The following is a 19,537-nucleotide window of genomic DNA, read 5'->3' as shown; positions in this document are numbered from 1 at the left end:
ACTTTCGGGAGTTGCGGGGGTCTCAGCGGGGGAAGTGAGTGCGCCAGATCTCGGCGGTTTTGGGTTCGCCGGCCGGGGCTCCGGATTCGGCACTGCGAATGTCGGCCATGAAGGCCAGGACATTGCGGCGCAGCTGATCCTCGACGCTGGGGCCGTCCGCGGTGATCCGCACCTCGGTGACATCGGCGGGGATCAGATCGTCTGGAAAGTCTGCCGCAGCAAGCCTTTCGAGCACCTTCTGGGTCAGGGCCAGCGACGGCTGATTGGTGGCGATACCGTCGAGCACCGAACCGCGCGCCTTCTCGGCCGCCTTCCGCGTCTCCCACTCCTCGAGCTGGGTCTGCAGATCGATGCGCTCGCCGCTGAGCACACCCTGGGTACGCGCCGAGACCTTGTTGGTGAAAGCCCGTGCCACATCGTCGATGTCGAAGGGGTCCTCGTCGCGGTCCGCGGCGATCCGCGCATGGAACAGCACCTGCAACAGGATGTCGCCGAGTTCTTCGAGCAGATGATCACGATCGCCGGAATCGATCGCGTCGAGGAGTTCGTAGGTCTCCTCCACCAGATACCGGCGTAGCGACTCGTGGGTCTGGTCGCGCTCCCACGGCCCGTCCAGGCGCAGCCGGTCCATCAACTCGACCGACGCCAGCAACTCCCAACCGCGCGGTGGCCGTTCGGCGGCGCCGACATCTTTCGCCTGATCAGACATCGGCACCCTGCCCGGCATCGACCCGCATGTTGACACTGCCCGGATTGCGGCCGTCGATGACCAGCAGCAGATCCGCGACCACCTGGACCAGCTCGACGTCGCGCACCCGGTCACTGCCCACACCACCGGTCCGCGGGATCGGGATCCCGACCACACCGGTCGTGCCGCGATACGTCGCCGACGGATACATCCGCTTGAGCCGAACCTGTTGCGAATCGAGCAGTTTGAGCGGTGACACCTTGAACTGGTTGCCCGCGATCCCGACCTCGGTGACACCGAGCTGACGCGCCAGCAAACGCAACTTCGCGACGGAAACCAGGCGCAGCACCTCTTCGGGCAGCGGGCCGTAGCGGTCGAGCAGTTCCTCGACCACCCCGGTGAGTTCGTCGTCGGTGGTCGCCGACGCGAACTTGCGGTACGCCTCGAGTCGCAGACGATCGGAATCGACATAGTCGGGCGGGATGTGCGCATCGACCGGGAGATCGACCCGCACCTCCTTCTCCTCCTCCATGGCGATCGGCCTGCCGTCGGCGGCAGCACGGTAGGCCTCGACGGCTTCACCGACCAGCCGCACGTACAGATCGAAGCCGACGCCCGCGACGTGTCCGGACTGCTCGGCACCGAGCACGTTGCCCGCACCACGCAACTCGAGGTCCTTGAGCGCCACGGCCATACCCGCGCCGAGGTCGTTGTTCTGCGCGATGGTCGCGAGCCGCTCGTGTGCCGTTTCGGTGAGTGGCTTGTCGCCGTTGTACAAGAAGTACGCGTATCCGCGTTCCCGGCTTCGACCGACGCGTCCGCGCAGCTGATGCAGCTGCGACAGACCCAGGACCTCGGACCGGTCGACGATCAGGGTGTTGGCGTTGGAGATGTCGAGACCCGTCTCGATGATGGTCGTACACACCAGCACGTCGTACTCACGGTCCCAGAATCCGGTGACAGTGCGCTCGAGGAGATCCTCCCCCATCTGGCCGTGCGCCACGACGACCCGGGCCTCCGGCACCATCGCCCGGATCGCGGCCGCCGTCTTGTCGATGGTGCTGACCCGGTTGTGGACGAAGAACACCTGTCCGTCACGCAGCAGTTCACGCCTGATCGACGCCGCGACCTGCTTCTCCTGGTACGGACCCACGTAGGTGAGCACCGGATGCCGCTCCTCCGGAGGAGTCAGGATCGTCGACATCTCGCGGATGCCGGCCATCGACATCTCCAGTGTTCGTGGGATCGGTGTCGCCGACATGGTGAGCACGTCGACGTGTGTCCGCAGCGATTTGATGTGCTCTTTGTGTTCGACACCGAAGCGCTGCTCTTCGTCGACCACCACCAATCCGAGGTCTTTCCAACGGATTCCGGTGGCCAGCAGACGGTGGGTTCCGATGACGATGTCGACCGTGCCATCGGCCATCCCCTCGACAACCTTGCGGGACTCGGCCACATCGGTGAACCGCGACAGGCCCGCGATCGTCACCGGGAACTCCTGCATCCGCTCGGTGAAGGTCTGCAGATGTTGTTGCGCGAGAATGGTTGTCGGAACGAGAACGGCCACCTGCTTACCGCTCTGCACGGCCTTGAACGCCGCCCGGACCGCGATCTCGGTCTTGCCGTAACCCACATCGCCGACCACCACGCGGTCCATCGGGACCGGACGTTCCATATCGGCCTTCACCTCACCGATGACGGTCAGCTGATCCATCGTCTCGGTGAATCCGAAGGCATCTTCCATCTCGCGCTGCCACGGGGTGTCGGGCGCGAACGCGTAACCCGGAGCGGCATGCCGGGCCGCGTACAGCTGCACCAGCTCGCCGGCGATCTCGCGAACAGCCTTGCGCGCCTTGCGCTTTGTGTTCTGCCAGTCCGAGCCACCGAGTTTCGACAACGAGGGCGTCTCGCCACCGACATACCGGGACAGCTGATCGAGCGAGTCCATCGGGACGAACAGTCGGTCGCCGGGGTGACCACGCTTGCTCGGCGCATATTCGATGACCAGGTATTCACGCCGCGCCCCGCCGATGGTGCGCTCGATCATCTCGACGAACTTGCCGATGCCGTGCTGATCGTGGACCACCATGTCACCGGCACTGAGCGCGAGTGGGTCGACCTGGTTGCGTCGCTTCGCCGGGAGCCGGCGACCATCCTGGGCTCCGGTGATCCGGGCGCCGGTGAGATCGGATTCGGTGATGATCACCAATTCCGCATCGGGCAACACCAATCCCGATGACAGCGAGCCCCGCAGGACCGTCACCATCCCCGGCTCCGGGGTCGCCCCTGAATCACCGTGGCGGACTGGAACTTCGGCTTCACCGAGGCGTTCGACGATGCGGTCGGCGGTTCCGGCGCCGGCAGAGACCACCGCTGCCCGGCCGCCGGAGGCGACATGCGCCCGCAGCCCGGCGAAGGTCTTGGCGATTTCCTTCTCGTCGCCGCGTGGCGCCGGGCCCGGGGTCAGTTTCAGCTCGGTGCCGATGCCGATCGAGCTGTACGACCACCAGGTGCGCTGCGCGGCAAGGGTCTGTTCGTGTACCTCATCCAGTGAGCGGTACGAGCTGTCCTCGAGATGCAACAACCCGAGGTCGATCGGCGCCAGCCCGCCGCCCCCGGCCGCGGTCCACGACGCTTCGAGGAACTCGGCACCGGTCCGGGCGAGATCCGACGCCCGCGTCCGGACTTTCTCCGGATCGAGGATGACCACATGGGTACCGACGGGCATGACCTCGGTGAGCAGTTGCATCTGTCCGGGGACCAGTGCCGGGATGAGCGCTTCCATCCCCTCGGTAGAGACGCCTTCGGAGAGTTTGGTCAGCATTTCGACGACCGACGAATCGGCGGCCATGTCGACCGCGAGGTCGGCTGCCCGGGCGCGCACACCCTCGGTCAGCAACAGTTCGCGGCAGGGATGGATGTGGACGAGCTTCATGTCGACTTCGGGCTGGCTGCGCTGGTCGGCGACCGAGAACGCCCGTTGCTCGGTGATCTCGTCGCCCCAGAACTCCACGCGAACCGGGTAGTCGGTGGTGGTCGGGAACACGTCGAGGATGCCGCCGCGGACCGCGAACTCGCCCCGTTTTCCGACCATGTCGACGCGGGTGTAGGCCAACTCGACCAGCTTGGAGATCACACCGTCGAAGTCGGTTTCGGCGCCTTCACGCAGGGTGATGGAGTCCAGTTCACCCAATCCGGGGGCCAGTGGCTGCACCAGGGAGCGAACTGTTGTCACCACCACCTTCAGCGGTGGGCCGAAGCTCTCGTCATCGGGGTGCCGGAGCCGGTGCAGGACCCGCAACCGCTGACCGACGGTGTCCACCGACGGCGACAACCGCTCATGGGGCAGCGTCTCCCACGACGGGAACTGCGTCACCCTCTTACCGATGATGTCGCGCAGCTGTGCGGTCAGTTCATCGGATTCGCGGCCGGTCGCGGTCACCACCAGCAACGGCTTGGCTGCGGCAGCGGCGAGCGCGGAGACGAGGAACGGTCGCGCCGCCGGCGGTCCCACCAGTTCGAGTTCAGGGGTGTCGAGTTGTCCGGTCACCCCCGTGAGCGCGGCGTCAGAGGCGGCGATCTGGGCCAAACCAGATAGCTGTCCGGTGAAAATTGCAGCAGAGGGCCCAGTCACACGAACAGTTTACGGGTGCGCCCCGGCAGCGGTGACCACGAGCACCTGATGTTCGCCTGAAAGACACGCCGCGACGCTGATGGGCCTCGTCGCCGACCCCGGCCCGGGTGGTGCGATCGGTTGATCATCGAAAGGGACGAACCGGTCGACTTGCCGGCACATTACTGTGACTGCATGAAGTCACGCTGGTCGGCAGCCAACCTACCGCGCCTGGACGGTAAACGAATCGTCGTCACCGGCGCGACAAACGGCCTGGGCTGGGAGACCGCGCGGGGCCTGGCGCGAGTCGGTGCGGACGTGGTCCTCGCGGTTCGCGACGTCGACCGCGGCAAGGAACGGGCCGCCGAGATCGCTGCCGACACCCCCGGTGCGCACGCCGAGGTGATCGAACTCGATGTCGCCGATCTGTCGTCGGTACGGCGTTGCGCGGCCGGTCTCGGTGACATCGACGTCCTCGTCAACAACGCCGGTGTGATGGCGCGGGAACACAGCTTCACCGTCGACGGTTTCGAAACATCGTTCGGCACAAACTTTCTGGGCCCGTTCGCGCTGACCAATCTGCTCTTGCCCCGGATCCGGGACCGGGTGGTGATCGTGGGCTCGAGTTCCCACAAGGCCGGGCAGATCCATCTCGACGATCCGCATTTCGAGCGGCGTGCCTGGAGTCGTCCGGCAGCGTATGCCCAATCGAAACTCGCGGACATGCTCTGGGGACTCGAACTCGACCGCCGGCTGCGCAAGTCGGGGTCGTTGACCAGCACCGCCATCTCGCATCCGGGCTGGGCCACCACCGGGATCCTCGGCGTCACCGGTTTGCGGGCGATAGACAGCGTCATCTCGGGTGCGGGCCGGATCCTGGCCAACACACCGGCCGAAGGTGCTGCGATCACCATGCGCGCGTTGACCCCGGACATCCCGTCGGGGTCATACGTCGGCCCGGACGGGCCCTTCGGTCTGCGCGGCGGCCCGGTGCTGGTCGGACGATCCGCGGCGGCCTGCGACATCCGAACAGCGGGATTGCTCTGGGAACTCGCCGAGTTCGCAACCGACACGAGGTACCGATTGTGACCATCACCGTCCGGCCGGCCACCGCGCCCGACTGCGTCGATGTCGCCGCAATCTACAAGCACTACGTGGACAACACGGTGGTCACCTTCGACTATGTGCCACCGACCGCCGCCGACTGGAAGATCAAGCGCGCCAACCTGATCTCCGAGCATTTTCCCTTTTTGGTGGCCGCGGACGAGAACAACGTGGTGGTCGGGTTCGCCTATGTGGCCCACTACCGGCCCAAGCAGGCGTACGCGTGGACCGTCGAGAACACCATCTACCTGAGCCCGGCGTATACCGGCCAGGGGTACGGGGCGACACTGTTGACCGGACTTCTCGACGCGGTCAAGGAGTCACCGGCCCACCGCGTCGTGTCGGTGATCGCGGACATCCCCGGTTCCGGTTCGGTCCCGCTGCACGCCAAAGCCGGGTTCTACGAGGTCGGGCGTCTCCGGCGGATCGGCTACAAACACGGTTCCTGGGTGGACTGCATCGTGATGCAGTACGACGTCGTCGATTCGGACCGGCCCCCGTTTTGATCCGGCAGCGATTCGCCACCGGGGAACAAAACGGACCGAGGTCCGGTTGAAGGGATCATGTCCGTGACGCGCATGCCATCCCTGTTTCTGAGCCATGGCGCTCCCCCACTGGTGGACGACGCCCGCTGGGTCGGTGAGCTCGAACAATGGTCGGCGGACCTGCCAACACCCACCGCGATCCTGATGGTGTCGGCGCACTGGGAGTCGGCGCCGCTGACCATCGGCGCCACCGATTCCACCGTGCCACTGACCTACGACTTCGGCGGCTTCCCCGAGCACTACTACCGCGTGCGTTACGACGCGCCCGGTGCTGTCGATCTCGCCGCCCGGATCGAGGCATTGATGCCTGACAAACAGCCTGTCCGCCACGATCGCAACCGACGTCTCGACCACGGCGCCTATGTCCCGCTGACGGTGATGTATCCAGAGGCACAGATCCCGGTCCTGCAGATCTCCCTGCCGACTCTCGATCCGCAGCAGCTCCTCGACCTCGGCCGCCGGCTCAGGCCACTCCGAGATGAGGGTGTGCTGATCATCGGTTCGGGCTTCACCACGCACGGTCTGCAGTTCCTGCGCGACATGCGACCGAACGCCATCGCACCGTCGTGGTCCAGGGAATTCGATGCCTGGGCGGGCGAGCGCTTTGCCGCCGGCGACGTCGAATCGCTGATTCGATTCCGTGAGTTGGCGCCGGGCATGCCCTACGCGCATCCGACGGTCGAACACTGGTCACCGCTGTTCGTCGCCCTCGGCGCCGGCGACGACCCGGAACAACAGGGCGATCAGGTCATCGACGGTTTCTGGATGGGCCTGAGCAAACGCAGTCTGCAGCTGGCCTAGGTCGATCGCTTCCCATCGGACTCGGACGGCTCGCTCGGCTCGACGAGGTGCGGGTCGTCCTCGAGGTTGACCAGGCCGTTCCAGCACAGGTTGACCAGATGGGCCGCGACCACCTCTTTCGAGGGCTCCCGCACGGCGAGCCACCACTGCGCGGTCGACGTGACCATCCCGACCAGGGCTTGCGCATAGAGCGGCGCCAGGGCGGGGTCGCGGCCGCGCCGCTCGAAATCAGAACCCAGGATGTGCTCGACCTGACTGATCGCATCGTTGAGCAGACTCGAATACTTGCCGGCATCCCCGGCCGTGGACGAGCCGCGCATCAGGATCTGAAAACCGTCGGTGCGATCTTCCATGTAGGTCAACAGCGCCAGCGCCACCTGCTGCACGCGGTACCGCGACCGGTTCTTGCTGAGCGACGAGGTGATCATCTCGAGCAGGGTTTCCATCTCGCGGTCGACGATCACCGCGTACAGACCCTCTTTGCCGCCGAAGTGTTCATACACAACAGGTTTGGAGACTCCGGCGCGCTGCGCGATCTCTTCGACCGCGGTGGCCTCGAAACCCCGTTCGGCGAACAGACCCCGGGCGACCTCGATGAGCTGATGGCGCCGCTGCGGACCGGTCATCCGGGCACGCGGTACCCGCTGCACCTGGTCTGCTTTGGTGGTCGGGCGATCAACGGTCATCGTCGCCTACCCCCTCGCAAAAATGGACATCGAGTCCAACTATATGCGGACCGCATTCAAATCAGTTCGAACCCGGCGCCGACGACTGGTGTCCAGACCGATTTGAAAGAGGGCATTCGACAAGAAGAAGCCCGAGAAAATCGTCGAATACGTGACGATCAGGCCGGCTGTTCGTCGCCGGTCTGGCCGGACTCGGTGCTGCCCCGCTCCGGGCGATCCTGCTCGTCACCGTTCTGAGTCCCGTCCCCCTGTTCGGGCGCGGTGCCGTCAGGGAGCATCCGCCCCGGGCCACCTCGCATGTCGCCACCGCGCTGGTCGTCACCACGCAGGTCACCGAAGGGGCCGTTGCCACCGGGTCCACCCCGCAATTCCTGGCTCGTACTCGGACCGCTCGGGCCACCGTCGTCAGCGACGGTGAGGCCGATACCAAGCCCGCCCACCCCGAAGACGACCGCAATTGCGACCGCTCCGGCGACGAGTGCGCCACGCCCCTGATACCAGCGCGACGAACTCTGTGCCGGCGCTGCCGGATCCGCCGGCGATTGTTCGCCGGCCGGGCGGGTCTGCTCGGTGGGTCCGTCGGCGGTGGCCATCTGCTCGGTTACGGACTCGTCGTTCGAAACCCCCTTGTCGCCGGCAGGCCGGCCACCGGGTTCATTCTGGCTCTGAGAAGTTGGGAACTGTTGCCCAGACACGTTCATGCCCTTTCACTCTTCACCGACCCCTGTTGGTCAGGTGGATGACTCCACGATCACCATCGGGACTGGAAGTTCGCTGAAGGGTAGCTGTGAGTTAGCTGGAAACAGCGCGGGAATATCGAAGAGTGCTGACCGTCAACCGGATTCGGTAAGAGCTCCGCCACCAGGACTCGAACCTGGAATACCTGAACCAAAATCAGGAGTGTTGCCGATTACACCATGGCGGATTGCGCTCACGATTGTGCCATGAGAGTCATCAGAATCCACAACCGGCTCGCGACGCCCGACCCCACCTCCGGCGAACGAGCCGGTAATGGCTCGTTTGTGGTGGGCGGATGGGGGTCAGTCGCGCGGTCCGCCGGCGACGTAGATGACCTGCCCGGTGACGAATCCCGCACCTTCGCTGGCGAGGAATGAGACGGTGTGCGCGATGTCCTCGGGCTGACCGACCCGGGCGACCGGGATCTGGGACGCCGCTGCGGCCTTGTAGTCCTCGAACGGAACACCGACGCGCTCGGCGGTCGCCGCGGTCATCTCGGTCTCGATGAAACCCGGGCCGATGGCGTTGGCCGTCACACCGAACTTGCCGAGCTCGATGGAGAGCGTCTTGGTGAACCCCTGCATGCCCGCTTTGGCCGCGGAATAGTTCGCCTGTCCACGGTTACCGAGGGCCGACACGCTCGACAGGTTGACGATCCGGCCGAACTTCGCCGCGACCATGTGCTGCTGCACCGCCCGCGACATCAGGAATGCGCCACGCAGGTGGACGTTCATGACCGAATCCCAGTCATCGACCGACATCTTGAACAGCATGTTGTCGCGGGTGATGCCGGCGTTGTTGACCAGGATGGTCGGGGCACCGAGCTCGTCGGCCACCTTCTCGACGGCCGCGGCGACGGCGGCCTCGTCGGCGACATCGGCGCCGACGGCGATCGCCTTGCCACCGGCATCGGTGATCGCCTTGACGGTGTCGGCACAACTCGACTCGTCGAGATCCAGGACCGCCACTGCATATCCGTCAGCCGACAGTCGTTTCGCGACCGCCGCCCCGATCCCGCGTGCCGCGCCGGTGACGATCGCTGTCCTCTGCTCGCTCACAAACAACTCCCTTGTCGTAGAACTACCGATGACGATCGCCAGGTGACCCACAACAACGGTCCGAACGCCCTGCCGATGGTTCACCAGTTGTATCAAGCGCCTCCAAAAGGTGCGTAGGATCGGGCCGTTCCCCGATACCAACCGCCAAGGGAGTCCTATGTCCATGGCACCGAAATCCGCGCGCTCGGCCCAGCGGCCAACCGCCGTGATGGTCCTCGCCGCGGGCGCCGGCACCCGCATGAAGTCGGCCACCCCGAAGGTCCTGCACGCGATCGGTGGGCGTTCGCTGCTCTCGCATGCGTTGCATGCCGCATCCGGTATCGAGCCCGATCACCTTGTTGTCGTCGTCGGTCACGACCGCGAAAAGGTCGGCGCCGCCTGCGACGAACTCGCCGCCACCCTCGGCCGCGACATCCACATCGCCGTCCAGGAGCAACAGAACGGCACGGGCGACGCCGTGCGGGCCGGACTCGGCGCACTGCCCGACGACTTCGACGGCACCGTGCTCGTCACCGCCGCCGACGTCCCGCTCCTCGACGGCCCGACGCTCGGCGATCTCATCGCCGGCCACACCGCCGAGCCTGCCGCCTCAGTGACAGTTCTCACGTCGACCGCACCCGATCCGACCGGATATGGGCGCGTTCTGCGCACCCAGGACGGCGCCGTCACCGCCATCGTCGAGCAGAAGGACGCGACCGAACAGCAACGCCGCATCACCGAGGTCAACTCAGGTGTCTACGCGTTCGACGCCGCCACCTTGCGCGGCGCCCTGGCCGAACTGTCCCCCGACAACGCCCAGCACGAGCTGTATCTGACCGACGTCATCGAAATCGCCAACCGGCATTCAAAAGTGGTGCGCGCCAAGCACATCGAGGACGCCGCCCTGGTTGCCGGCTGCAACGACCGGCTGCAGCTGGCAAACCTCGGCGCCGAACTGAACCGGCGCGTCCTGGCCGGGCACATGCTCGGCGGCGTCACGATCATCGACCCGGCCACCACCTGGGTCGATGTCGACGTGACGATCGAGCCCGACGTGACCATCGCACCCGGAACCCAATTGCACGGGCAGACAAGCGTGGCCACCGGCGCACAGATCGGACCGGACACCACACTGTCCGACGTCACCGTGGGCGCCGGCGCATCGATCATCCGAACCCACGCGTCGGAATCGATCATCGGCGCGAACACGCAGGTCGGACCTTTCGCATACCTGCGACCGGGCTCGGTTCTCGGTGAGGCAGGCAAGATCGGGACGTTTGTCGAAACGAAGAACGCGAACATCGGCAAGGGCGCCAAGGTGCCGCATCTGACATATGTCGGCGACGCGACCATCGGCGAGGGCACCAACATCGGCGCATCGAGCGTTTTCGTGAACTACGACGGCGTGAACAAGAGCCATACCACAATTGGGGCACATTGCCGAACCGGTTCGGACACCATGTTCGTCGCCCCTCTCAATGTCGGTGATGGCGTCTACACCGGAGCAGGTACCGTCTTGACGCAGGATGTGCCCCCTGGAGCCCTGGCGGTCTCAGGTGGGAAACAGAGAAATATCGACGGTTGGGTGCAGGCCAAGCGGCCTGGTACGCCATCGGCACAAGCTGCTGCCGATGCACTCTCCGCCACCGAGAACGTGCAACAAGAAAGTGACTCGCTGTGACCTGGACGAACACCCACAATCAAAAGAACCTCATGCTGTTCTCTGGTCGTGCACATCCCGAGCTGGCCGAAGCGGTCGCCAAAGAGCTCGACATCGAGGTGACCCCCCAAACCGCCCGCGACTTCGCCAACGGTGAGATCTTCGTTCGCTTCGAGAAGTCGGTGCGTGGCTCCGACGCGTTTGTCCTGCAGAGCTGCCCGTTCCCCCTCAACCAGCACCTGATGGAACAGCTGATCATGATCGACGCGCTCAAGCGCGGATCGGCCAAGCGCATCACAGCGATCCTGCCGTTCTACCCCTACGCCCGCCAGGACAAGAAGCACCGCGGCCGCGAGCCCATCTCCGCCCGCCTGGTGGCCGACCTCCTGAAGACCGCAGGCGCCGACCGCATCATCACCGTCGACCTGCACACCGACCAGATCCAGGGCTTCTTCGACGGACCCGTCGACCACATGCACGCCCAGGGCCAGCTGTCCGAGTACGTCAAGGGCAAGTACGGCACCGCCAACATCACCATCGTCTCGCCGGACTCCGGTCGTGTGCGCGTTGCCGAGAAGTGGGCCGACTCATTTGACGGCGCACCACTGGCGTTCATCCACAAGACCCGCGATCCGCTGGTGCCGAACCAGGTGAAGTCGAACCGGGTTGTCGGTGACGTCGCAGGCCGCACCTGCGTGCTGATCGACGACATGATCGACACCGGCGGCACCATCGCCGGCGCGGTCCAGGTCCTCAAGGATGCCGGTGCGGGCGACGTTGTCATCGCCACCACCCACGGCGTCTTCTCCGATCCGGCCGCCGAGCGGCTGGCCAACTGTGGCGCCCGCGAGGTCATCGCCACCGACACGCTGCCGATCGGGCCCGAGAAGCAGTTCGACAACCTGACCGTGCTATCCATCGCCCCCCTGCTGGGACGTACAATCCGCGAGGTCTTCGAAAACGGCTCGGTGACAAGTCTTTTCAACGGAAACGCATAGGAGTACACACGCGATGGCGGCTACGATCTACCACAATCCCAAGTGTTCGACGTCACGGAAGACGTTGCAGCACCTGCGTGACGCCGGGGTTGAACCCACCATCGTGAAGTACCTCGAGGAGCCGCCGACGCGGGCCGAACTCGAGAAGTTGATCTCAGACGCCGGTATCGAGGTCTCCGCAGCGGTCCGCAAGCGCGAGTCGCTGTACAAAGAACTCGACCTCGCCGGCGCCACCGACGATCAACTCCTCGACGCGATGGTCGCGAACCCGATCTTGATCGAGCGACCATTCGTGGTGACCGATAAGGGCACCCGCCTGACCCGGCCGGTCGAGTCCGTCGACGAGATCCTCTGAGGCAATCCACAATCGGCCCCGTGGTTCGGTGTCGAGGGCATACGTCCCTCCACACCGAACCACGGGGCCGATTTGTGTCGGACTACGGTTGCGCCGGTTTCGGCAACGGCTTCTGGATCCGCGGAATCGCGATTCCCACCAGTCCGCGCACGAGCGCCTTCGTCGTGTCGACGAAGTCGAAGTAGTCACGCCACACCGTGATCAGACCGGCCTCGACCTCGAACCGGCCGCAGACCCAGAACTGCATCCGGAATCTGCCGAGCGAGAGTTCGTCGACCCGCTCGGTCAGCACCACCGACCCGTCGGATGAGATGTTGACCAACTTCACGCCGAAACCCAGGTGCGTCTTCTCCATCGCCCGGAACAATCCGGCGATCGGTTTCTTTCCACGCGTGAAGGTGTAACCGACATTCGCGTATTCGATGTCCGGATGGACCAACTCCAACGCGCCCACGGAGTCGGCCAGTGCCATCGCGTCGAGAAAATTACGGACCGTGTCCGACGGCGTGGTTGCCACCGGAACGTTCCCCGCCTGCGTGATCTCTGTTTCTGTGTTCCCCGTCATGCCGCCCGAGACTACGCCAACAGTCTCGAAGGTGCCGAGAAACCGCTGGTAGAAGCGGCGAAGTGGGATTTTGCGGCAGCTACGGTATAGTTTGCGCCGTTGTCTCGGCGAGGGTGATCGGTGGTCACCGTAATCGGCGCGGCGTGGTTCTCCCTCCAGGGTGCACTGTGGCTGTCTCGGTTTCTTGTCGGGCCCGTATTCCAGTACCCGAACGAGGAGTCATCTCATGGCAACCGCCAATACCGCCAGCAAGCTTGCTGTCACCATCCGCACCGAAAAAGGCAAGGGTGCCGCTCGTCGCGCACGTCGCGCCGGCAACGTCCCCGCCGTTCTGTACGGCCACGGCACCGACCCCAAGCACCTGAGCGTCCCGGCCCGCGAGTTCGCAGCCATCCTGCGTAACAACGGCCTCAACGCCATCATCGAGCTCGACATCGACGGCGAACTGCAGCTGGCCCTGCCCAAGCAGGTCGACGTTCACCCGATCCGCAACTACATCGAGCACACCGACTTCGTCGTCGTCCGCAAGGGCGAAAAGGTCCAGGTCGAGGTCGCGATCGTCGTCGAAGGCGACGCCATCCCCGGCAGCCTGGTCACCAACGATGCCAGCAGCATCGAGATCGAGGCCGACGCACTGTCGATCCCCGAGCACCTCACCATCTCCGTCGAGGGCCTCGGCGCCGGCAGCACCATCACCGCCGGCGACATCGAACTGCCCGAGGGTGTCACGCTGATCTCCGACCCCGAGACGCTGATCGTTGCCGTCAACGAGTCGCAGACCGCCGACACCACGACCGACGCCGAGGATGCCGCGGAAGCAGCCGCCGAAGCAGCTCCGGAAGAGTAGGGATCACTCCCGCCCGGTCTGCGACAGCCCTGACGCTGTCTGCACCTTCTCCGGCCCGCACACTTCGGTGTTGCGGGCCGGAGTTTTTTCGCCCGCCTCCCGCTTGCCGCTCGCCCCGAGCAGTTTGATCGCCACGCCCAGCGCGCTGACCGCCACTCCGGTGACCTCCCAGTGTCCGAATGCGTCACCGAACATCGGCCAGCCGATCAACATCGTCGTCGGCGGAACCAGCAGCAGCAAAGTGCTCGACAGCACAGGCCCGGCCTGTCGGTTCACCCACATGTAGGCACCCCAGCCGCCGAACGTCGACAGTGCGACGACCCAGATGACCGACCCGGCGAACTCGACGGTGACCGGCGGAACCAGCTCGCCCGCAACCACATTCACAGACCAGAACATGACTGCGCCCACCGTGCACTGAACGGCCAGCGCCACCGCCATCGGCTCGGGCGCTTTCAGTATTCGTTGCGCCAGCGTTCCCCCGGACAGCGCCAACATCCCGAAGACGCACAGCAGAAAAGCCCACCACGGCGCGCCGCCCGTGTTCAGCTTCCCCCCGACAACCAACCCCACGCCCGCTATGCCGACGACGAGACCACCCCACTCCCGTCGACCGATCCGCTCTCCGAGAAGCGGGAATGCACAGGCCGCGACCACCAACGGCTGCAGCGAACAGATCAGGGCGGTGATCCCGGCACTGAGACCGGCCTGGACGGCCGCGCAGATCGCACTGAGATACATGCCCTGCATCACCACACCCAGGCCGGCCTGCCGAGCCATCCCCCTGGGCGTCACCCGCCACGGATTGACCTCCGCTTCGCTTCGTCTCCGGTAAGTCCGGTTCATGACGACACAGAACCCGACGAGCAGCACCCCTGCGACCAAGAACCGGCAGGCGAGCAGCATGTGCCACGACGAGTACCTGGCGCCGAGCTCGGCACCGAGGTACCCGGAGCTCCACGTGAGGACCAACAGGATGGACGCTTTAACCATGCGGCTAGGTAAACACACCGGTCGGTATACTTGCAGTGTAGTTTCGCCCAGATCGCTGCCGGACCGGGATCGGAGACACCCCATGACCACCGTCGCCGCACTACAGCTGCCGATCGAGCCGCCGATGACACCGGCCGCCGACCGTATTCTCACCGCCGCCGGGACGCTGTTCTATGGCCGCGGAATCCACGCGGTCGGGGTCGAATCGATCGCGGAGGCCGCCGGTACCACCAAGAAGACGATCTATGACCGATTCGGGTCCAAGGACGGGCTCATCGTCGCGTATCTCCGTCGCCGGAGTCTGCGGTGGCGGTCCCTGGTGCTCGATGTCATCGCCGAACAGTCCCCCGGCCGCGACCAGGCACTCGCGGTGTTCGACGCGACCGATCAGTGGATGGACAACTGGGTCCGCGGCTGCGGCTTCATCAACGCCTATGCCGAGCTCGGCGGCACCGAGCATCCCGGCGTCGCGGTGATCGTCGAGGAGAAGTCATGGGTGCGGGATCTGTTCGAATACATCTGCACCGCAGGGGGTTACGCCGAGCCGGACGTCCTGGCCGGACAACTGACACTGCTCCATGAGGGCAGCATCGTCGCCCGGACCGCGGGCGCCCAGAGCGATGCCTCGGCGCTGGCACGCCGGACCGCCGAGGTCCTTCTGAAACCGGATGACAGAATGGCCCGGTGACAGATCCCATCGTGATTGTCGGGCTGGGCAATCCCGGCAGCCGCTATGAGAAGACGCGCCACAATGTGGGCGCGATGGCCATCGACCATCTGGCCGGCAAGCTCGGTGAGAAGTTCAAGGTCCACAAGAAGTCCGGTGCAGCCGTGGCCGTCGGCCGTCTGGCCGGAAAACCGGTGGTCCTGGCCAAGCCCACCTGCTTCATGAACGAATCCGGACGCCAGGTCGGCCCGCTGGCCGCCTTTTATTCGGCACCACCACAATCACTGATCGTGGTCCACGACGAGCTCGACATCGACTTCGGTGCGGTCCGGCTCAAACGCGGTGGCGGCGAGGGTGGTCACAACGGGTTGCGGTCGATCTCGCAGGCCCTGGGAACCAAGGATTACCTGCGGGTACGTCTGGGTGTCGGTCGTCCTCCCGGGCGGCAAGATCCCGCCGACTTCGTTCTCAAACCGTTCTCCAGCACCGAACGCGCCGAAGTACCCCTCCTGCTTGAAAATGCCACCGACGCGATCGAGTTGCTGATTGAGTACAGCCTGGAAGACGCACAGAACCGCGTCCACGCCTGGTGAGGCGACCTCCGTCGTCGACCTGGGTTTGAACTAGCCTGTTGTGAGCACCACCTGCGGCCGAAACACAGATCAAGCCCGCACTGAGAAGAGGAATCGAATGCCAGTCATCGCTGACCAGACCGGAATCAACAACGTCGGGATTCTCGGCATCGGCGCCTACCGACCTGCTCGGGTGGTCACCAACGAGGAGATCTGCGAACACATCGATTCCAGCGATGAGTGGATCTACACCCGCACCGGAATCAAGAGCCGTCGCTTCTGCGCGCCCGACGAATCCGTCACCACGATGTCCATCGACTCGGGCCGTAAGGCCATTGCCAACGCGCTGCTGAGCGGGTCCGACATCGACGCGGTGATCGTGGCCACCAACACCCACCTGCTGCTCACCCCGGGCGCGGCCACCGCGGTCGCCACCGCCCTCGGTGCCAACGGCGTCCCGGCCTTCGACGTGACCGTCGGCTGCGCCGGCTTCGGGTACGCCATGGGCATCGGCGCAGACATGATCCGCAGCGGCAGCGCCTCGACTGTCCTGGTGATCGGCTCCGAGCAGCTGTCCGTGGCTCTGGACATGACCGACCGCGGCAACTGCTTCATCTTCGGCGACGGAGCCGGTGCAGTCGTGCTGGGCGCCACCAAAGAACAGGGCGTCGGCCCGGTGGTCTGGGGCAGCGACGGTTCGCAGTACGACGCCATCCGCCAGGACATCGACTGGCTGACCTTCCTCGAAGGCGACCGCAAACAGCGACCGTACCTGCGCATGGAGGGCACCAGCGTCTTCCGCTGGGCCGCGTTCGAGATGGGCAAGGTCGCCCAACGCGCCCTCGAGGCCGCCAAGATCGACGCCCAAGAACTCGACGTGTTCGTACCGCACCAGGCCAACTCTCGGATCAATGAGCTGCTCGCGCGCGGCCTCAAACTGCGCGAGGGTGCCGTGGTCGCCAACGACATCGAACACACCGGTAACACCTCTGCTGCCTCGATCCCGCTGGCGATGGAAGACCTGCTCTCCACCGGTAAGGCCAAGCCCGGTGACACCGCACTGCTGCTCGGCTACGGCGCCGGCCTGAGCTACGCCGCCCAGGTGGTCAAACTCCCGCCCGTCCCCTTCGAGTAGTCCCCCACCTCACCCCCGTCGACCGTGCCCATAACACCGTCGACCGTGCGTTGATCACCGTCGGCCGTGCCGAAAATGCACGTCGATCCCGGCACCAAGCGAGGTTCGGCACGCTCGACGGTCGGTTCGGCACGCTCGACGGTCGGTTCGGCACGCTCGACGGTCGGTTCGGCACGCTCGACGGGGGTGGCGGGGATGTGCGATTGGTCCTGCATAGGGCGAGGTCTGTAGCCTTTCCTCGTGAGTTCTGAAGTCAGCACGTCGTCCGGTACCGGTTCTGCAACCAGTCGGGCCGCTTTGGCCCGCGAGGTGGCGCGTCGCCGCACTTTCGCGATCATCTCCCACCCCGACGCCGGTAAGTCGACGATGACCGAGGCGCTGGCGCTGCATGCCCGGATGATCAGTGAGGCCGGTGCCATCCACGGCAAGGCCGGCCGCCGCTCCACCGTCTCCGACTGGATGGAGATGGAAAAGCAGCGCGGTATCTCGGTGAGCTCGACGGCACTGCAGTTCAACTATCGCCTCGAAGGTGGCGACGTGGACGAGGTGAACGTGATCAACCTGGTCGACACCCCCGGTCACGCCGACTTCTCCGAGGACACCTACCGCGTCCTGACGGCCGTCGACGCCGCGGTCATGTTGATCGACGCCGCCAAGGGCCTCGAGCCGCAGACACTCAAGCTCTTCCAGGTCTGTCGCCACCGCGGCATCCCGATCATCACCATCATCAACAAATGGGACCGCCCGGGCCAGACCCCGCTCGAACTCATCGACGAGATCACCGAGCGCATCGGCCTGACCCCCACGCCCCTGTACTTCCCGGTCGGTATCGCCGGAGATTTCCGTGGCTTGCTCGACCGGCGCACCGGCGAGTACATCCACTTCACCCGGACCGCGGGCGGCGCCACCATCGCCCCCGAAGAGCTTCTGGACGCCGACGCCGCGCTGGCCAAGGAGGGCGAAGAGTGGGCGACCGCCGTCGAGGAGAGCGAACTGCTCTCCGAGATGGGCCAGGACCACGACCAGGAGCTGTTCCTGGCCGGACAGACCTCACCGATGATCTTCGCCTCCGCGATGCTCAACTTCGGTGTGCGGCAGCTACTTCAGGCGCTGGTCGAGCTCGCTCCCCCGCCCCAGGGTCGCGCAGCGATCGACGGCACCGTCCGCGAGGTCACCGATCCGTTCAGCGCCGTCGTCTTCAAGGTGCAGGCCGGCATGGACTCGTCGCACCGAGATCGCCTGGCATACATGCGCATTGTGTCCGGCGTGTTCGACCGCGGAATGGTCGTCACCCACGCCCAGACCGGTAAACCCTTCGCCACGAAGTACGCCCAGGCCGTGTTCGGCCGCGACCGCTCGACGGTCGACACCGCCTACCCCGGTGATGTCGTCGGACTGGTCAACGCGATGGCGCTGGCACCCGGCGACACCCTGTACACCGACGTCAAGGTGCAGTTCCCGCCGATCCCGTCGTTCGCGCCCGAACACTTCTCGGTGTGCCGGGCCGAGTCGGCAGGCAAGTACAAGCAGTTCCGCAAGGCGATCGACCAACTCGATTCCGAAGGTGTGGTCCAGGTCCTGCGCAACGAGATCCGCGGCGACGCGGCTCCGGTACTCGCGGCCGTCGGACCCATGCAGTTCGAGGTCGTCGCGGCCCGGATGAAGACCGAGTTCGGTATCGAGGCACGCTTCGAGCCGCTGCCGTACACGCTGGCGCGCCGTACCGACGAGACCAGCGTCGACGAACTGAACCGCCAGCGCGGCGTCGAGGTCTTCACCCGTAGCGACGGTGCGCTGCTTGCGCTCGTCAGCGACAAGTGGCGCCTGCAGTACATCGAGAAGGAACACGCCGACCTCACCCTGGAACCGTTGGTGGCGGCGGCAGATTGATGCCACGGTCGGCTTCCGTCCTGGCCGCCGGACTCGTCACCGCCGCCGCGATCCTGTCCGGCTGCAGTGACGGGTCCCGACCCGCCGATGCCACCGCGACATCATCGACCCCGGCGTCGGCCGCATCGCCCACGGTGAGCGCCGAAGTGGCGGCGGCGCGGTGCCAGGAGTCCTCGCCCCGCGGTCCCGTTGATCACACCTTGGAAGGGTTTGCCTTCGATTCGGGCTCGGCCACGGTCTCGGTGACGGCGCCGGGTCGGGACGCCCGCTGCCACAGCTATCCACGGTGGGGCAACGCCGACCCGGCCGTGCCCATCGACAGTCTGCTGTTCCTGTTCAAGGGTCCGGGTTCGGATGGCGTGACCATCGACATGGCCGTCGGCGACCTCACCCAGCGCACCAAGGTCGTCGCCAAGGTGGCCGTGTCGATCGGTGGAACCACCTATCAGGGCGAGGGTTGCAGCATGGATCTCACCGCGCTGTCGAGCGCCGGTGTCGCCGGCTCGTTCTCCTGCCCCACCGCCACCGCGGTGTTCGGCAATCCCCTTGCGCCACTGGACGACCCCGCAACCGAACCGTCGACGTCAGCGCCTCTGCCCATCGCCTCGATCACGGGTTGGTTCGCCACCGAGCCGTGACAACT

At 65.5% G+C, this 19,537-nt stretch carries 20 protein-coding genes and 1 tRNA gene; 12 read left to right on the top strand and 9 right to left on the bottom strand.

Going from position 1 to position 19,537, the window contains the following annotated elements; all coding sequences use genetic code 11:
• Window positions 1-22 precede the first annotated feature (22 nt).
• Both AC51GT_RS19675 and mfd read right to left on the bottom strand, forming a co-directional pair.
• Window positions 23-709, bottom strand: coding sequence for a nucleoside triphosphate pyrophosphohydrolase (locus AC51GT_RS19675; RefSeq protein ID WP_496329874.1), 687 nt, complete (start codon window positions 707-709; stop codon window positions 23-25).
• The gene (gene mfd, locus AC51GT_RS19670; RefSeq protein WP_496329873.1) at window positions 702-4,322 is read right to left on the bottom strand and encodes a transcription-repair coupling factor; all 3,621 of its coding nucleotides are present in this window, start codon (window positions 4,320-4,322) and stop codon (window positions 702-704) included. Before mfd ends, AC51GT_RS19675 begins: the two co-directional genes overlap by 8 nt.
• A gap of 174 nt (window positions 4,323-4,496) precedes the next feature.
• Here mfd and AC51GT_RS19665 point away from each other — a divergent pair, with 174 nt between their 5' ends.
• The 3 genes from AC51GT_RS19665 (at window position 4,497) to AC51GT_RS19655 (ending at window position 6,751) form a co-directional block, all read left to right on the top strand.
• The gene (locus tag AC51GT_RS19665; RefSeq protein WP_496329872.1) at window positions 4,497-5,390 is read left to right on the top strand and encodes an SDR family NAD(P)-dependent oxidoreductase; all 894 of its coding nucleotides are present in this window, start codon (window positions 4,497-4,499) and stop codon (window positions 5,388-5,390) included.
• Complete coding sequence (locus tag AC51GT_RS19660) at window positions 5,387-5,911, top strand: GNAT family N-acetyltransferase (protein ID WP_496326739.1); 525 nt, start codon at window positions 5,387-5,389, stop codon at window positions 5,909-5,911. The genes AC51GT_RS19665 and AC51GT_RS19660 overlap by 4 nt, the downstream gene beginning before the upstream one ends.
• A gap of 72 nt (window positions 5,912-5,983) precedes the next feature.
• A complete protein-coding gene (locus AC51GT_RS19655) occupies window positions 5,984-6,751 on the top strand; it encodes a dioxygenase family protein (protein ID WP_496329871.1) in 768 nt (255 codons plus the stop codon).
• Here AC51GT_RS19655 and AC51GT_RS19650 read toward each other — a convergent pair.
• The 4 genes from AC51GT_RS19650 to fabG all read right to left on the bottom strand — a co-directional run bounded on the left by AC51GT_RS19650 (window position 6,748) and on the right by fabG (window position 9,233).
• On the bottom strand, window positions 6,748-7,437 hold the full coding sequence (locus tag AC51GT_RS19650; protein WP_496329870.1) for a TetR/AcrR family transcriptional regulator: 690 nt from the start codon (window positions 7,435-7,437) through the stop codon (window positions 6,748-6,750). The genes AC51GT_RS19655 and AC51GT_RS19650 overlap by 4 nt on opposite strands.
• Window positions 7,438-7,595: 158 nt before the next feature.
• Window positions 7,596-8,138 (bottom strand): hypothetical protein, encoded by a 543-nt coding sequence (locus tag AC51GT_RS19645; RefSeq protein ID WP_496329869.1) that lies wholly within the window; start codon window positions 8,136-8,138, stop codon window positions 7,596-7,598.
• Between the two features lie 152 nt (window positions 8,139-8,290).
• Window positions 8,291-8,362: transfer RNA gene (locus AC51GT_RS19640), tRNA-Gln, on the bottom strand.
• Window positions 8,363-8,477: 115 nt separating this feature from the next.
• Entirely contained in the window at window positions 8,478-9,233 is a 756-nt protein-coding gene (gene fabG / locus AC51GT_RS19635; RefSeq protein WP_496329868.1) for a 3-oxoacyl-ACP reductase FabG, read from the bottom strand.
• A 163-nt stretch (window positions 9,234-9,396) separates the two neighbouring features.
• On the opposite strand from fabG, the gene glmU reads away from it, so the two are divergent.
• Genes glmU through arsC form a run of 3 tightly spaced genes read left to right on the top strand, consistent with a single transcriptional unit; the run spans window position 9,397 to window position 12,225 of the window.
• Window positions 9,397-10,893, top strand: coding sequence for a bifunctional UDP-N-acetylglucosamine diphosphorylase/glucosamine-1-phosphate N-acetyltransferase GlmU (gene glmU, locus AC51GT_RS19630; RefSeq protein ID WP_496329867.1), 1,497 nt, complete (start codon window positions 9,397-9,399; stop codon window positions 10,891-10,893).
• Window positions 10,890-11,870 (top strand): ribose-phosphate diphosphokinase, encoded by a 981-nt coding sequence (locus AC51GT_RS19625; protein WP_496326734.1) that lies wholly within the window; start codon window positions 10,890-10,892, stop codon window positions 11,868-11,870. Before glmU ends, AC51GT_RS19625 begins: the two co-directional genes overlap by 4 nt.
• 13 nt (window positions 11,871-11,883) lie before the next feature.
• Window positions 11,884-12,225 carry an arsenate reductase (glutaredoxin) gene (gene arsC, locus AC51GT_RS19620; protein ID WP_496326733.1) on the top strand — a complete coding sequence of 114 codons (342 nt, stop codon included), beginning with the start codon at window positions 11,884-11,886 and terminating at the stop codon, window positions 12,223-12,225.
• 82 nt (window positions 12,226-12,307) lie between these two features.
• Here arsC and AC51GT_RS19615 read toward each other — a convergent pair whose 3' ends face one another.
• A complete protein-coding gene (locus AC51GT_RS19615) occupies window positions 12,308-12,790 on the bottom strand; it encodes a limonene-1,2-epoxide hydrolase family protein (RefSeq protein WP_496326732.1) in 483 nt (160 codons plus the stop codon).
• A 226-nt stretch (window positions 12,791-13,016) separates the two neighbouring features.
• Between AC51GT_RS19615 and AC51GT_RS19610 the strand changes: the two genes are divergently transcribed.
• Window positions 13,017-13,637: a 50S ribosomal protein L25/general stress protein Ctc gene (locus tag AC51GT_RS19610; protein ID WP_496326731.1), complete on the top strand. Its 621-nt coding sequence runs from the start codon at window positions 13,017-13,019 to the stop codon at window positions 13,635-13,637.
• A 3-nt stretch (window positions 13,638-13,640) separates the two neighbouring features.
• Here the strand turns inward: AC51GT_RS19610 and AC51GT_RS19605 are convergent, their stop codons facing one another.
• Complete coding sequence (locus AC51GT_RS19605; RefSeq protein ID WP_496329866.1) at window positions 13,641-14,630, bottom strand: DMT family transporter; 990 nt, start codon at window positions 14,628-14,630, stop codon at window positions 13,641-13,643.
• An 82-nt stretch (window positions 14,631-14,712) separates the two neighbouring features.
• Here AC51GT_RS19605 and AC51GT_RS19600 point away from each other — a divergent pair, with 82 nt between their 5' ends.
• The 3 genes from AC51GT_RS19600 (at window position 14,713) to AC51GT_RS19590 (ending at window position 17,004) form a co-directional block, all read left to right on the top strand.
• Window positions 14,713-15,318: a TetR/AcrR family transcriptional regulator gene (locus tag AC51GT_RS19600; protein ID WP_496329865.1), complete on the top strand. Its 606-nt coding sequence runs from the start codon at window positions 14,713-14,715 to the stop codon at window positions 15,316-15,318.
• The gene (pth, locus tag AC51GT_RS19595) at window positions 15,315-15,890 is read left to right on the top strand and encodes an aminoacyl-tRNA hydrolase (protein WP_496326728.1); all 576 of its coding nucleotides are present in this window, start codon (window positions 15,315-15,317) and stop codon (window positions 15,888-15,890) included. The genes AC51GT_RS19600 and pth overlap by 4 nt, the downstream gene beginning before the upstream one ends.
• A 97-nt stretch (window positions 15,891-15,987) precedes the next feature.
• Window positions 15,988-17,004, top strand: coding sequence for a beta-ketoacyl-ACP synthase III (locus AC51GT_RS19590; protein WP_496326727.1), 1,017 nt, complete (start codon window positions 15,988-15,990; stop codon window positions 17,002-17,004).
• Here AC51GT_RS19590 and AC51GT_RS19585 read toward each other — a convergent pair.
• Complete coding sequence (locus tag AC51GT_RS19585; RefSeq protein ID WP_496329864.1) at window positions 16,959-17,219, bottom strand: hypothetical protein; 261 nt, start codon at window positions 17,217-17,219, stop codon at window positions 16,959-16,961. The two genes, AC51GT_RS19590 and AC51GT_RS19585, sit on opposite strands and share 46 nt — an antisense overlap.
• A gap of 25 nt (window positions 17,220-17,244) precedes the next feature.
• Between AC51GT_RS19585 and AC51GT_RS19580 the strand changes: the two genes are divergently transcribed.
• Window positions 17,245-18,894, top strand: a complete 1,650-nt coding sequence (locus AC51GT_RS19580; RefSeq protein ID WP_496326725.1) for a peptide chain release factor 3 — start codon at window positions 17,245-17,247, stop codon at window positions 18,892-18,894.
• The gene (locus tag AC51GT_RS19575; protein WP_496329863.1) at window positions 18,894-19,532 is read left to right on the top strand and encodes a hypothetical protein; all 639 of its coding nucleotides are present in this window, start codon (window positions 18,894-18,896) and stop codon (window positions 19,530-19,532) included. Before AC51GT_RS19580 ends, AC51GT_RS19575 begins: the two co-directional genes overlap by 1 nt.
• Window positions 19,533-19,537 lie beyond the last annotated feature (5 nt).

It is taken from the genome of Williamsia sp. z34 (genome assembly GCF_059553395.1).
The sequence above is the reverse complement of the archived record's forward strand: the minus strand, read 5'-3'. Positions and strand labels throughout refer to the sequence as shown.